14 protein-coding genes and 1 other RNA gene are annotated in these 14,485 nt (G+C 31.5%); 7 read left to right on the plus strand and 8 right to left on the minus strand.

Annotation, left to right across the window (positions count from 1 at the left end; translation table 11 throughout):
- Positions 1–6 precede the first annotated feature (6 nt).
- Complete coding sequence (gene dnaX, locus Q4Q39_RS09815; protein WP_303282259.1) at positions 7–1,740, minus strand: DNA polymerase III subunit gamma/tau; 1,734 nt, start codon at positions 1,738–1,740, stop codon at positions 7–9.
- Between the two features lie 391 nt (positions 1,741–2,131).
- Between dnaX and rnpB the strand changes: the two genes are divergently transcribed.
- Positions 2,132–2,481: RNase P RNA component class A (gene rnpB / locus Q4Q39_RS09820), an RNA gene on the plus strand.
- 61 nt (positions 2,482–2,542) lie between these two features.
- Here rnpB and Q4Q39_RS09825 read toward each other — a convergent pair.
- The 6 genes from Q4Q39_RS09825 to Q4Q39_RS09850 all read right to left on the minus strand — a co-directional run bounded on the left by Q4Q39_RS09825 (position 2,543) and on the right by Q4Q39_RS09850 (position 6,085).
- A complete protein-coding gene (locus Q4Q39_RS09825) occupies positions 2,543–3,289 on the minus strand; it encodes a hypothetical protein (protein WP_303282260.1) in 747 nt (248 codons plus the stop codon).
- A 29-nt stretch (positions 3,290–3,318) separates the two neighbouring features.
- The gene (locus Q4Q39_RS09830) at positions 3,319–3,603 is read right to left on the minus strand and encodes a nuclear transport factor 2-like protein (protein ID WP_303282261.1); all 285 of its coding nucleotides are present in this window, start codon (positions 3,601–3,603) and stop codon (positions 3,319–3,321) included.
- 14 nt (positions 3,604–3,617) lie between these two features.
- Positions 3,618–3,836 (minus strand): hypothetical protein, encoded by a 219-nt coding sequence (locus Q4Q39_RS09835; RefSeq protein ID WP_303282262.1) that lies wholly within the window; start codon positions 3,834–3,836, stop codon positions 3,618–3,620.
- Positions 3,837–4,003: 167 nt separating this feature from the next.
- On the minus strand, positions 4,004–4,543 hold the full coding sequence (locus Q4Q39_RS09840) for an RsmD family RNA methyltransferase (RefSeq protein ID WP_303282263.1): 540 nt from the start codon (positions 4,541–4,543) through the stop codon (positions 4,004–4,006).
- Positions 4,543–5,364 (minus strand): DUF3822 family protein, encoded by an 822-nt coding sequence (locus Q4Q39_RS09845; RefSeq protein WP_303282264.1) that lies wholly within the window; start codon positions 5,362–5,364, stop codon positions 4,543–4,545. Before Q4Q39_RS09845 ends, Q4Q39_RS09840 begins: the two co-directional genes overlap by 1 nt.
- The gene (locus tag Q4Q39_RS09850) at positions 5,348–6,085 is read right to left on the minus strand and encodes a hypothetical protein (protein ID WP_303282265.1); all 738 of its coding nucleotides are present in this window, start codon (positions 6,083–6,085) and stop codon (positions 5,348–5,350) included. Before Q4Q39_RS09850 ends, Q4Q39_RS09845 begins: the two co-directional genes overlap by 17 nt.
- A 120-nt stretch (positions 6,086–6,205) precedes the next feature.
- Between Q4Q39_RS09850 and Q4Q39_RS09855 the strand changes: the two genes are divergently transcribed.
- From Q4Q39_RS09855 to Q4Q39_RS09880, 6 genes are all read left to right on the plus strand, one after another.
- Positions 6,206–7,633, plus strand: a complete 1,428-nt coding sequence (locus Q4Q39_RS09855) for an ATP-dependent DNA helicase (protein WP_303282266.1) — start codon at positions 6,206–6,208, stop codon at positions 7,631–7,633.
- Between the two features lie 185 nt (positions 7,634–7,818).
- A complete protein-coding gene (kdsB, locus tag Q4Q39_RS09860; protein WP_303282267.1) occupies positions 7,819–8,547 on the plus strand; it encodes a 3-deoxy-manno-octulosonate cytidylyltransferase in 729 nt (242 codons plus the stop codon).
- Between the two features lie 44 nt (positions 8,548–8,591).
- On the plus strand, positions 8,592–9,296 hold the full coding sequence (locus Q4Q39_RS09865) for an HAD family hydrolase (protein WP_303282268.1): 705 nt from the start codon (positions 8,592–8,594) through the stop codon (positions 9,294–9,296).
- Positions 9,297–9,914 (plus strand): CatA-like O-acetyltransferase, encoded by a 618-nt coding sequence (locus Q4Q39_RS09870; RefSeq protein ID WP_303282269.1) that lies wholly within the window; start codon positions 9,297–9,299, stop codon positions 9,912–9,914. It abuts the gene before it with no gap.
- Positions 9,915–9,964: 50 nt separating this feature from the next.
- Positions 9,965–11,047 carry an iron-containing alcohol dehydrogenase family protein gene (locus Q4Q39_RS09875; protein WP_303282271.1) on the plus strand — a complete coding sequence of 361 codons (1,083 nt, stop codon included), beginning with the start codon at positions 9,965–9,967 and terminating at the stop codon, positions 11,045–11,047.
- A gap of 1 nt (position 11,048) precedes the next feature.
- On the plus strand, positions 11,049–11,597 hold the full coding sequence (locus Q4Q39_RS09880; RefSeq protein ID WP_303282272.1) for a 1-acyl-sn-glycerol-3-phosphate acyltransferase: 549 nt from the start codon (positions 11,049–11,051) through the stop codon (positions 11,595–11,597).
- Between the two features lie 186 nt (positions 11,598–11,783).
- Here the strand turns inward: Q4Q39_RS09880 and Q4Q39_RS09885 are convergent, their stop codons facing one another.
- The gene (locus Q4Q39_RS09885; protein ID WP_303282274.1) at positions 11,784–14,378 is read right to left on the minus strand and encodes a zinc-dependent metalloprotease; all 2,595 of its coding nucleotides are present in this window, start codon (positions 14,376–14,378) and stop codon (positions 11,784–11,786) included.
- Positions 14,379–14,485 lie beyond the last annotated feature (107 nt).

Consider the following 14,485-nt stretch of genomic DNA (forward strand, 5'->3'; position numbering starts at 1 on the left):
GGGCTTTTATATATCTAAATCGAAAGTTTTTCTTAAGATGTCGATGTTGGGGTTTTTTTCTTTTAATTTCTCAAATTTATCAGCAGAAGTATAAACATATTTTTTTTCCATAATTTCGTTTATACTAATGGATAAACTAATATCATAGTTGTTTAAAGACTTTCTAACGTAAGATAAAAGATCATATTGATTGCGTTCTACTTCTACCTTATTTGTAGCATTAGGAAATTCTAAATAGACCTTAGTGCCTTTAACTTTTGGAGTATCAATAGATAGAATAGAGGCTAAATTGTGTTTCCCTTTTCCTCTTATTATTTCTATAAAAGTATTCCAAACGTTAATGAGTTCTTCCTCAGTAAAATCTTCTTTAGGTAAATCTTCTTCTTCAATAACAACATCCATTTGCTTTATAAGATGTTCTTTTTTTGCTCGTATACTACTTAAGGAAAGACCAGAAGCACGTTTTGTTTCTTTTTTTAAAAGAATTTTTGGAGGTTCATTTACCTGAAAAGGATTTACTTTATTGGAATATGGTAATTGAGTTTTTACATGTTCCTCTTTTGTACTGTCGGTTCCTACATTATTTTGTTCTTGTTTAGGTGCCGTTACCGGAATAGGTGTAATGCCTTTCTTTTTAAAGTATGAAGCTGGAATTATGTAATGTCTGCTATTTTTTTTTTCTCCATCAAAAGTGATAGAGGCAAGCTGCATTAAACATAACTCGATAAGTAAGCGCTGATTTTTACTGGTTTTGTATTTGAGATCGCAGTCGTTAGCGAGGTTTATGCCTTGGAGGAGAAACTCTTGTGAAGCCTTTTTAGATTGCTCTAAGTATTTTGCTTTAGTTTGATCTCCTACTTCGAGCAATTCAATCGTATCAGGGGTTTTACTTACTAATAAATCTCTAAAATGAGATGCTAAGCCTGCAATGAAATGATGACCATCAAAGCCTTTGGACAATGTATTATTAAATTGTAGTAGTAATTCTGGAATCTTGTTTTCTAAAATTAAATCGGTACTTGTAAAATAAGTTTCGTAATCAAGTACATTTAAATTCTCTGTAACGGCTTGCCTTGTTAGGTTTTTACCTGAAAAACTTACTACTCTATCAAAAATAGACAGAGCATCTCGCATGGCACCATCTGCTTTTTGAGCTATAATATGCAATGCATCATCATCTGCAGTTATATTTTGTTCTTCTGCAATATATTTTAAATATTCTTTTGCATCTTTTACAGTGATGCGTTTAAAATCGAAAATCTGACAACGGGATAAAATAGTTGGAATTATTTTATGCTTTTCGGTCGTTGCTAAAATAAAAATACAATGCTTTGGAGGTTCTTCTAACGTTTTAAGAAATGCATTAAAAGCCGCCTGAGATAGCATGTGGACCTCATCAATAATATAGACTTTGTATTTTCCAACTTGTGGTGGTATTCGAACTTGATCTGTTAAGCTTCTAATATCATCTACAGAGTTGTTTGAAGCTGCATCGAGTTCAAAAATATTGAAGGCAAAATCTTCATCACCAGTTTCAGTGCCATCACTATTGATCATTTTCGCAAGAATACGTGCACAGGTAGTTTTACCTACACCACGTGGTCCTGTAAAGAGGAGGGCTTGAGCTAAATGATGATTATCTATAGCATTCAGTAAAGTATTTGTAATAGCCTGCTGCCCCACAACATCTTTAAATGTTTGTGGTCTGTATTTTCTAGCCGATACAACAAAGTGTTCCAATCTTACTGAATTTATCTTGTTTTAATATTCGGTATTTTTTGATGCCGATTTTAATGTTTAACAAAGTTAAAAATTAAGCTTAAAATTAAAGGAAAAGCTCATGAAATTTAAAGCGAGTTATTAACAACTTACAATAATGAGACTAAGAACTCATTTAGAGGTTTTCAATTAGTTAAAAAATGGCTGTTTTCAGCTCTGTTTTTGTCTTTTTTTCCTTCTGTAGCTCTGCTATGCAACTCAAAAAAGTCTTCAACATAGGCTAAAACTTCTAATTTTCGCTTAAATCCAAAAAGTCCAAAATGAGTTCTAAAGTAAAAAAGTGTTTTTAAGATTTAGGAATAGTTCTGTTTATTTTTTGAAATTTAAACTTTCTTTATTGTAATTTTGCGCATAAGTAGATTGCCTTATCGCTCTTGTGCTGAACTTGTTCAGCGCTGGGGAGGAAAGTCCGAACACCGTAGTGCAATATAGTGGTTAATTACCACCAGCCGTAAGGCTAGGAAAAGTGCAACAGAAAGTATGTACAGGTTATGCTGTAGTGAAATCAGGTAAACTCTATGTGGTGCAATGTCATGTATACCAGTGTTTGAGGGCTGCACGCTCGATGCTGGAGGGTAGACAGCTAAAGTGTATTGGTAACAATGCACTCAGATAAATGATAAGGTATTTTTCTACTAGTTTTTGGAGTTCCAAAAACTAGTAGAAAATGAACAGAATTCGGCTTATAGATTTACTTGAATATAAATAAACCCTTCTCTATTACAAAGAAGGGTTTATTCTTAAAATTGGTTGGTGAGTTGTCTTATTTAGGAGAATAAGATAAATCAGGTCTCATTTCTCCACTATACTCTTCCATTCTGGTTATGTGGTTTATTACTTTACTAAAAGTTTCCCAGCGATCTGGCCCTAAAACGTCTTCATTAGCCTTGGCCTGTGTTGCACCATCTACTTCATCTTTAGCGGCAACAGATACCAGATAATAGTTTTCCATGGCTCCAAATCCATTTCGGTATATACGGTAATAACTTTTGGACCCTTTGCTTGCAAATAATTCTTTAACGGCTTTCATGCCCTCTTTTACCTTTTTGGCATTTTTGGGTGCATAATACATATAAAACCATTTGCGGTAGTTTTTACCTTCTATTGCTTCTTTAGAGCCGTCTGGCATATAGCTAAGTTCTTCATCATGTACCACAATATAAGAGCCATGCGAATTGTAACATTTATCATAACGTTCAAACATTTCTCCAAATTTATCTCCCATGGCCTTTGCCATATCAGCCATTGGACGTTTATCTAATTCAGCAAAATTTTCAATAGGAGTGATATAAAAATATTTAAAATCATTAGATACTGCCGTTACCCATTCGGTTTGTAAATTATGTTCTACAGAGGCGGCATGGAATTCTTTAGCAATTTTCTCATATTCCATCACCTTTGATGGTTTTACATTGTCTTGGTGTACCAAGAACATTTGTTGTGCTTGCGATAGGTTACATATTAAGCATAAAATGAATACTGGAATTAAAGTTGTTTTTAATGTTTTCATAAATTTAATATTTGGTTAGTTAGTCGTTTTTATTCTTTTTCGGCCTCAGCCTCAACTTCAGCTTTGTCAGTTGCTATGGCGGCAAATTCTTGATTCATTGCAGTACCATCAAAGTAAATATGTTCTTCTATAATTTTTCCTTTATCAAATCGTACAGCTAAATGTACAGGTATCGATAATTCTTTGTCATTTGCTGCAAAGGTACCTTTGTGTAAGGCCCAGTAATAAACCCATGTTTCATCATCTTTATCTAGTACCATTTCTATATATTCCTTATCATGATTAAAACCATAAGTAGACATGGCATTAGTCATAGCCTTTAAGCTCTCTAGTCTTTTTCTGCTGTTATTGGTTTAATAGAATTAACAAATATTTTTGCTGTGTCTGCAAAATGACTTTTCCATGTGTCCCAATCGCCACTTTCGTAAGCTTTAATGCCAGCTTTTAATGTTTCAATTTCAGTAGATTCAGCAAAGTAGCGCTGTGGCTTTTTTTCACAAGCAATAAAAATAATTACTGTAAATAGTAGTAAAAGAAGTTTTTTCATTTTGTTTATGGTTTTAAAGTTAGTACTCAAATTAAGCCATAAGTAACTGTGAGAAAAATGTGCTTTCAGACTCGTTAAATAGTAGTGGGGTAGAGCCTGGTATCTTTAAGGAAAGATTCTAAAGTACTGAAAAAAAAGGAATTAACAAAAAAAAGGAATAGCCATCTTTAAGTTACTTCAAAAAAACTGAACATATTACCGCCATAACTTTTAGAATGACTATAATGATTTAGGTCAGATAAATTTGTGTGCTTGGAATGTTCGATAATTAGGATGCCATCTTCCAGCAGCATGTTGTTTTGAAAAATTAATTCTGGAATTTTGGCAAATTGTTCTTCCGAAAAACTATAAGGAGGATCCGCAAATATAATATTGGTTTGTAAACTAGATTTTTCTAAAAATTTAAAAACGTTACTTTTTATTGTATTTATTGGCATTTCAAAAGCCTCGGCAGTTTGGTTTATAAACTTAATACAACCATGGTCTTGATCTACACAAGTAATATTTTGAGTACCTCTTGATGCAAATTCGTAACTAATATTACCTGTTCCAGCAAACAAATCTAAAACAGAGATCTCATCAAAATAAAACTGATTATTTAAAATATTGAATAAGGACTCTTTAGCCATATCTGTAGTAGGCCTTACCGGTAAGTTTTTTGGTGCAACAATTTTTCTACTTTTATAAATACCAGAAATTATACGCATTAAAAACTTTTTATTAGAGTGAAATCTGAATGACTGTATTTTGGACTTTCATCATAATTATAATCATCATTTCGTTTAGAAAAACTTATATTCCTAATGTATTTATATGCGATTTGATATAAATCGTCATTTTCATTTATATCACCAATAAAAGCTAAATGTAATGTTTCTGGATTTAAACCTAATTGTTCTACGGTAAATAGAACGTAGTATATAAAGTCTTCTTTAGTAGTGTATTCAAATGTATTATAGAGTAGCAATTTGCCTTTTTCAATAATAACTATTTCAAAATGGTTTTTGCTAATGTTTAAGTATACTTTAGGGGTGTTATTGTTCTTTTCAATTAATAAAATTTCTTCAATTAAAATAGTAGAAACATGTTTAAAAGTAAACGCTCCAAATTCTTCGTATATAAAATTATTAATGTTTATATATGGGACATAAACATTAACACTATCGTTTAAAACAATTTCATCGTAAGTGATAAAATCTGTTTTAAGAATTTTAGAATTAAACTTCAAATAATCAGCTAAACTATCTTCTTCGAAAAGAGGTTTAGGAACTAGAGTGGACAATTCGTTATCATGAATGACACAAATATTATTAAATGATTCTTGTAAATCTGTTTCTGTGTTGAAGATGTTCTTGCAAGAATCTAAAAGCTCTAAAGGCGTCAGCCTTTTGTTAAAATCAAAGTGCTTTAAGGCAGAGATTTTATTAGAATCTTTTTGTAGTATAGAAAAAGAAAGTCCACTCAAACTTATTTGAATGGACAATTCTACATTAGTTAGTTTATTAGTGTTTTTATTTTGCTGCGGCATAATTAGTTGGCCAGTTTCCAACAGTTTTAACTTCTTCCATAGAACCCACTACTAATTGATCTCCATTTACACCGTCCACCGAAACAATTTGGTTTTCTTGCATAAGAAGATCTCTGTTTTGATCGTGTAAAATAACATTCTTTTTTACAGAAGCTTCAAAAACAGGTATTTGTATATCGTTTTGTTCTATATATCCAGCTTTTAATTTAAATCTGGCACCTTCTTCACCTACAGGCACGTTCATCATTTGTTTATAACGATCTGAAGATTTAAATAACGAATCTTTTACAGAAACAAAACCTAAAGTATCAATAATAACAATTTCTTTAGTAGTATCAACACCGTATAATTTTGTTAACTCTTCATCTATAACAGTTGAATCACGACGTTGAGTAATTGTGTATTTAGCTGTGTCAATAAATTTAATTAAGCTTTCAAAATTACCTGAAAATTTACCAGTTACTTGTTTATGAGCAAGTTGAGAGTCTCTAATATCGATTAAGCTTGTAATAACTTCTTTATAGCGTTTATTTTTAAGTTTGTTAAATTGAATAGGCTCATAAATAGACATATACGTTTGATAGCCTAGAAAACCAATTAACACCCAAAGCGCTATGGTTAAAAAAGGTTTAAACTTTGAAGGTATAAATTTGTCAACCAGCTTTACTAAGCCAATTGTAAGTAGTATCACTGCTACTGCGATAAGAATAAATGTCAACATAGGATGTTCTATTAATTAAAAGTCTTTTCGCAAATCTACAATTTTTTTTTAACCGTAAAAACCTAAGAGAGTAAAAATCATTTCTATCTTTGAATAATTTTTAATTTGTCGAAATTTTAGATGACGTCATCCGAATTTTATTCCCTTATAAACCAGCAGTTCCCGTTTAAACCAACGTTAAAACAAAATATTGTTCTGCAACAGCTTTCAGAGTTTATTTTTAACAAGGCACCAAACCTGCTCTATGTGCTCAAAGGGTATGCAGGTACAGGTAAGACAACAATAGTAGGAATTATTGTGTCTAACTTATGGAAAGCAAAAAAAAGTGCTGTTTTAATGGCTCCTACGGGTAGAGCGGCTAAAGTTATTTCTAATTATTCGGGAAAAGAAGCATTTACGATTCATAGAAAAATATATTTTCCGAAGAAAGATAAGGGAGGTGGGGTTAAGTTTGTTTTACAACCTAATAAACATAAAAACACTGTTTTTATAGTTGATGAGGCATCAATGATACCAGATACTCCCGGGGAATCAAAACTTTTTGAAAATGGTTCGTTGTTAGATGATTTAATACAATATGTGTATTCTGGGCATCAATGTAAGTTGCTTTTAATTGGTGATACAGCTCAATTACCTCCAGTAAAGTTAGATATTAGCCCTGCTTTAAATGAAGATTCCCTTGGATTAAATTATAATAAGGAAGTCACTAGAATGGAATTGGACGAAGTTGTAAGACAAGGACAAGATTCGGGTATTCTTGCAAATGCAACTGTATTGCGTGAAGCCTTATCACATAGTATTCATGATAATTTTAAATTTGATTTAGCCGATTTCAAAGATATTATTAGGCTAATAGATGGCCATGAAATAATGGATGCTATTAACGATGCTTATAGCGACTTAGGTAAGGAAGAAACAGCTATTATTGTGAGAAGTAATAAACGAGCTAATTTGTATAACCAGCAAATACGTAATAGAATATTATTTAACGAAAGTGAACTCTCTGCTGGAGATTATTTAATGGTTGTTAAGAATAATTACTTTTGGATTAAGCCTACTACAGAAGCTGGTTTTATTGCTAATGGAGACATTATTGAAGTCCTCGAAATTTTTAGTATTCAAGAGCTTTATGGTTTTCGATTCGCCGAAGTTAAAATACGGATGGTAGATTACCCTAAAATGAGTCCTTTTGAAACAGTTTTACTTTTAGATACTATTGAAGCAGAAACACCGTCTTTACCCTATGACGACTCCAATAGGCTATATCAAGAGGTTATGAAAGATTTTGAAAGTGAATCCACTAAGTATAAAAAATTTCTAAAAGTAAAAGGAAATAAACATTTTAATGCACTTCAGGTAAAATTTTCTTATGCTATTACATGTCATAAATCACAAGGAGGGCAATGGCATACTGTTTTTGTCGAGCAGCCTTATTTACCAAACGGCATAGATAAAGAGTATTTACGTTGGCTATATACAGCTGTAACTAGAGCTAAAGAAAAACTATACCTTATTGGTTTTAAAGATGATTTTTTTGAAGAAGATTGATTCGGTATGTAACCTTGATTTATAGAGTACGCTTTGCAAATTGTCTTCACTAAAAGAGACTTTCACTTATTAACTTTACTTGGTGAAGCTTATCATTTTTATACTGTTTAAAAAGTTTAGACTGGATAAAAGTAAAATCTATAATAATTGTTCTATTTTTGAATTAGATTCTGACCTTAATAATTATGAAAATTATTTCAATGATTCCTGCGCGTTACAGTGCATCGCGATTTCCAGGAAAACTTATGCAAGACCTAGGGGGAAAAACGGTCATATTGCGTACATATGAAGCCACTGTGGCCACTAATTTGTTCGACGATGTTTTTGTTGTTACAGATAATAAAATTATTTATGATGAAATTATAAATAATGGAGGCAAAGCAATGATGAGTAAAAAAGAGCATGATTGTGGTAGTGATAGAATAGCTGAAGCCGTCGAATTTATGGATATAGATATTGTTATTAATGTCCAAGGAGACGAACCGTTTACAGATAGAAAGTCGCTAGCAAAATTGATTGAAGTTTTTAAAGAAGATCATGATAAAAGTATCGATCTAGCGTCTTTAATGGTTCATATTACGGATTTGGATGAGATTAATAATCCGAATACTGTAAAGGTGATAGTAGATCAATCAAATTTTGCGCTTTATTATTCTCGAAGTCCAATTCCTTATCCAAGAGAAAAAAATGTAGGTGTAAAATACTATAAACATAAAGGCGTTTATGCTTTTAGAAAAGATGCTATACTTGATTTTTATAAGTTACCTATGTTGCCATTAGAAGCTTCAGAAAAAATAGAATGCATTCGTTATTTAGAATATGGGAAACGAATTAAAATGATAGAAACAGATATTGAAGGTGTTGAGATTGACACACCTGAAGATTTGGAACGTGCTAAAAAATTGTGGAAATAAAGTATGTGCAAAACTTATTTCAGTAACTAATTAAATAAAATTAATTGATAAAAGACTACAAAAACATAAAAGTTATAGGCTTTGATGCAGATGATACCCTTTGGGTTAATGAAACTTATTTTCGTGAGGCAGAAGAAGCTTTTGGGAGATTATTGTCAGACTATGAAACCCCAAATAAAATAGACCAAGAATTGTTTAAAATGGAAATGAGCAACCTGCCTATATATGGGTATGGAGTTAAAGCTTTTGTTTTATCGATGGTTCAATCTGCTTTAGAATTATCTAATTATAATGTGCCCCATAAAACCATTGAAGAGATCCTTAACATAGGTAAAAGTATGCTCGAAAAGCCAGTTGAGCTGTTAGATGGTGTTGAAGACGTTTTAAAAGCATTATCAAATAAATATCGTTTAATATTGGCGACTAAAGGCGATTTATTAGATCAGGAACGCAAATTGGAAAAGTCTGGTCTTACAAGTTATTTTCATCATATAGAAATATTAAGTGATAAACAAGACCTTAATTATTCTAAACTGTTAAATCATTTAGAAGTCAAACCATCAGAATTTTTAATGATAGGAAACTCTTTGAAATCGGATGTTTTACCATTGGTAAATATAGGAGCTCAAGCAATTCATGTCCCTTTTCATACTACTTGGGCTCATGAAGAGGTTACTGAAAAGGATACAAATGGAAAAGCGTATAAAACGATAAGTAGTTTGCGAGATGTTATAAAATTATTAGAGTAGTTGAAAACAATAAATATAAATACTTGGAATAGAAAGCAGCACTACGAGCATTTTCGTGGGTTGAAGGATCCATATTTTTCTGTAGTAATTCCTTTTAATGTTACTAAAGCATATAAATTTTCAAAAGAAAATAATACAAGTTTTTTTGCTAAGTATCTACATGACTGTATGAAAGCCATTAATGCTATTGATAATTTTAGATATAGAATAGAAAATGAAAAAGTAATAGACTATGGAATAATTCATGCGTCAGCTACGATCATGAGATCCAATAAAACATTTGGCTTTTCATTTATTGAATTTAGTGATGATTTGAATATTTTTGCAGAAAACATAGTAATAGAAAAAGAAAGAATTGAAAATTCAGCTGAGTTATATCCGCCTCAAAATGGATTAAACTGTATACATTGTTCTGCTATGCCCTGGCTTCATTTTTCCGGACATAAAGAACCTGCTTCTGGAGAGTTAAATTCTATACCTGAAATTGCGTTTAGTAAGATAACTCAAATAGACAAAGAATTAATTATGAATGTTTCTGTTAACGTAAACCATGCATTAGTCGATGGTTATCATGTTGGTTTGTTTTCAGAAAAGTTTCAAGAATATTTAAACGAATAAAATTTAAAATAAATACATATTTTTACTTTTTGTAAAAAAAAATCTGTTAAATGAATTATAAAAACTTTCCAATGGTGCCAAGAGTGATTTTTGGCAGAGGTAGTTTCAATCAGTTAAACGAAATTTTGACCCCAAAACGTTTAAACATCAATGCCCCTTTTATTTATTTGGTAGATGATGTTTTCAAAAACAATTCTTGGTTAACTTCAAGAATCCAGTTATCATATGATGATAAGATTATTTTTATATCTTCAAAAGAAGAACCAAAAACCACTCAAGTTGATGCATTAGTTGAAGACATTATTTTATTAACAAAAGAACGCCCATCTGGAATCATTGGTATTGGAGGCGGAACACTTTTAGATATGGCTAAAGCTGTAGCTATTATGCTAACCAATGAAGGAGAAGCTAAAGATTATCAGGGCTGGGATTTAGTAAAAAATGAAGGAATATATCATGTTGGTATTCCAACAATATCTGGAACAGGAGCAGAAGTTTCTAGAACAACTGTACTAACTGGGCCACATAAAAAACTTGGTATAAACTCGGATTTCACACCATTTGACCAGGTTATATTAGACTCAGAACTTACAAAAGATATTCCGATAGACCAATGGTTTTATACAGGAATGGATTGCTATATTCATTGCGTAGAATCATTAAATGGGACTTATTTAAATGCTTTTAGTCAAAGCTATGGTGATATGGCCTTAAATTTGTGTAAAGAAATCTTTTTAAGTGATGATCTTACAGAAGTTGAATCTCAAGAAAAATTGATGATGGCTTCTTGGCATGGTGGTATGAGTATAGTATATTCTCAAGTTGGTGTTGCTCACGCTATGAGTTATGGTTTGTCTTATTTATTAGGAACAAAACATGGAATTGGTAATTGTATTGTTTTTGATCAGTTAGAAGAATTTTATCCAGAAGGGGTAAAACTTTTTAAAGACATGAAAGTAAAGCATAATATTGAATTGCCTGTTGGTATTTGTGCTAATTTATCGGATGATGAATTTAATATAATGATTGATATCTCATTAAGTTTAGAGCCATTATGGGAAAATGCTTTAGGGAAACACTGGAAAAATACAATAACCAGAGAAAAACTAAGAGCTCTCTATCAAAAAATGTAGTATGCGATGGCTGGCTAAACTTTTTTATTTTAAAATTTTAGGGTGGAAAGTTGTTGGTAATACTCATATATCTAAAGATTCAGTAAAAAAAGCAATTATTATTACGGTGCCGCATACAAGCTGGCATGACTTTTATATTGGTATTTTATTACGTTCTGTATTACATATAAAAACAAATTTTATTGGTAAAAAAGAACTATTCGTATTTCCCATTGGATGGTTTTTTAGAGCATTAGGAGGTATACCAATAGATAGACACAATAAAGAAAAGAAAGTAGATATAATAGCTAAACTATTTGAAGAAAAAGAAGAATTCAGAATGTCTTTAGCGCCAGAAGGAACTCGTAAAAAAGTTAATAAATGGCGTACAGGGTTTTATTATATGGCTAAAAAAGCTAAGGTGCCTATTATAATGATTACACTTGATTTTGAGAATAAGCAAAATAAGATTTCAGAACCTTTTTATCCGACTGATGATATGGAAGCTGATTTTAAGTTTATGTACAATTATTTTAAGGATGTAAAAGGAAAGATAGTTAAATATTCTTGATATTTTTATGCATATTTAGAATATGGCACAGAATTTGAATATTGCTTAATTGTAGGACTGAAACATAAAGTAAACAATTTATTTGTCCCTAAAAAGAAACATTTCTACTCCATAGAAACAAAAGCTACCGCATAAGTAATGAGGTAGCTTTTTTGTTTGAAACATATGGTGTCTTTAAGAAACTTATTATTTCACTTCTTTTAAAGCGTTATCAATAAGTGTTCTTAAATGTTGTTTATGGGCTCTGGATGATACATTTCCTGTATTTGAAGCCATGGTCTTAATATTTTTTAAATTATATAACGCCATAGACTTCGCATTATTGGTATATATACTATTTTGCTTACCTGTAAGCATATTTATGAGCATATTGGTATATTCTAACTGCAAATTTTGTCTAAAAGAGTTTATATTAGAATAAATATCGGTCTTAAAGATAGCACGGTTTAAATCATTCATAAAGGTAGACATCCCATATGCATTACCATATAGTTCTGAGTCTGTAATTCGTTGTAATGTATTGGGGTGTAATATGTGATTAAGTACATTTTTTTGATATCCTAAAACCTGTTTATGAATTTTAGGGTCTTCAGGTGTTCTAAAATTGTATCCTCTTCTTTGCATAGCCAGATAGTTATATAAATCATTTGGTGCATTAAAAGCATTAGGAGCAAACACATATTTGCTTAAAGCAGACATGGCTCTTTTTTGATCTTCTAGACTGACTGGTGTATAAGGTTGCTTTTCACCATTTTGTCCTGCCATAGCTCTGTCTACGTATACGCCACCAATAAACCTGGAAATCACATTAGCAGCATTACCTCTTTGACTACTTAAAATATAATAAGCTTGTCTTAACTCTTGATAGGATTGGCCAGACTTAGTAAACTTATCTTTTATGCCAGACATCATCGTATTAATAGTCTCAAATCGATCAATAGAATATTTAATTTGATCATTCGACATGTCTCCAACCATAACCCTTGGGTCAATCGCTTTTCCAGGGGAACGCATATCATCTGCATCATTACCAAAAATAAGTTCTGGTTTGGTTGATTGTTCTAATAGTGTCGTTTTTTCAAGTTTAGTTTTAAAAGGCGTATATCCAAATTGAATGGCCCAAACATCATAAGGTCCAACAGCCGTATCATAGTATTGACCTTGCTTTGTTCTGTCTTTAGTTATATTGATAGCCGCATAATCCATCACAGAGCCTGTTAAGCATTTGCCTTTAATAAAATCGGCATCTGCCAATTGCTCAGGAGAGAATAGTTGACTCGCTTTCATATTATGGTTTAATCCCAATGTATGACCAACTTCATGCATAATTAAAGCCGTCATGGCTTCTTTTTTCATACGTTTCATTTCTAAATCTGAAGCATTTGTAGCTTTTAATACCGTATTACCAAAGAGTGTATTTTCATGCATAACATGACCTAAAGAGCAATACATATTATGATCTTCTTCAATATTTGAATTTTCAAAAGTATGATGCAATGACGTTAAATCAAATAGCTTATCATACATCACTCTGTTAGTAAAATGTACATATTCTAACATGATGTCTGCTCCTAAAATTTGCCCTGTTTTTGGATTCACAAAGCTTGGTCCATAACCACCAAAAGGAGGTTGAGGAGAGGATGTCCAACGTAACACGTTATAATTTATATCTCCAGCATCCCAATCGGCATCGTCTGGTTGAATTTTAACAGCCATAGCATTTTTAAAACCAGCTTTTTCAAAAGCTACATTCCATTGTAAAACAGCTTTTTCTATAGTGTCTCGCCATTCAACTGGCGTTGAGTTTTCTATCCACCATGTAATAGGTTCAACAGGTTCTGAAATAGTGGCATTTGGATCTTTCTTTTTTAAGTTCCAACGATGTACTAAATCTCTATATGGTGTTGAGCTAGTAGATGTTTGGTCATCTACTTGACTTGTAAAATAACCAACTCTAGGGTCGTCATACCTAATTTCATAATCGTTTTCTGGCATGGCAATTAGGCTATGAAACACTTTAATACTTACATTTCTTCCATCAGCCAAAGCATTAGAACCTCTATTTAAAACAGAAGAAGAAGAATATACATATTCTACTGCTAGATCTGTATTGTTATCATAATTACGAATCTCTTTTATTTTAGTTTTTGCTTTATTTAAATTCCCTAATTTAAAAGCGGTTGGGGGAGTTCTTGGGGAATTTGGCCGCTTAATTTGTGATAGGGTTTCTGCTAAAAACAGATTGTCAGCCTTTATTAAATAAAGCCCCTTTTTTTTGTCGTGACTTTCAATTTTAATGCTGGCCATGTTTCCGTTACTAATATTGGCGTCTTTAGATTTTGAAAGTGCGCTTTCAGGGTCAAAATAAAACGATGTGTTTTGTGTTATAAATTCAATTTTATCAAAATATTTTTCAATTTTAAACACTTTAGATCCTCTGTAAGATCCTCTAATGATTCTTCCTGCATCCATAACACCATCAGCAATTTGACTGAAATAGATATACTCTTTGTTTAGTTGATCATCAGAAATAATCATTTGTATAGAACCTGTTATGGTATCTCGGTAAATAGTAAATAATCCGTCAATTTTTTTACTTGATTTAACGAGGTCAGTAATTGTTTTTGCTTTCTTCTTTTCAGGTTTTGCAACAACTTCTACTTGATTTTTTTTCTTTCCTTTTTTTCTTTTTTGAGCTTGAGCATTTTCTGATACAGAGAAAAGCAATAGTGTCAATACAAAACAAATGAGTTTTGTTACTCTCAGTTTTTTTAAATTCATAGTGTTAAAAACGATTATAGTTTTATTATTTCATTAGGTTATTTGAATTAGTCACTATAAAATTAAAAATAAAGAATAGGTTATATCCATAATTAAATGTTAAAAGA

Origin of the sequence: Flavivirga amylovorans (assembly GCF_030540875.1) — a bacterium.
Lineage (GTDB): Bacteria > Bacteroidota > Bacteroidia > Flavobacteriales > Flavobacteriaceae > Flavivirga > Flavivirga amylovorans.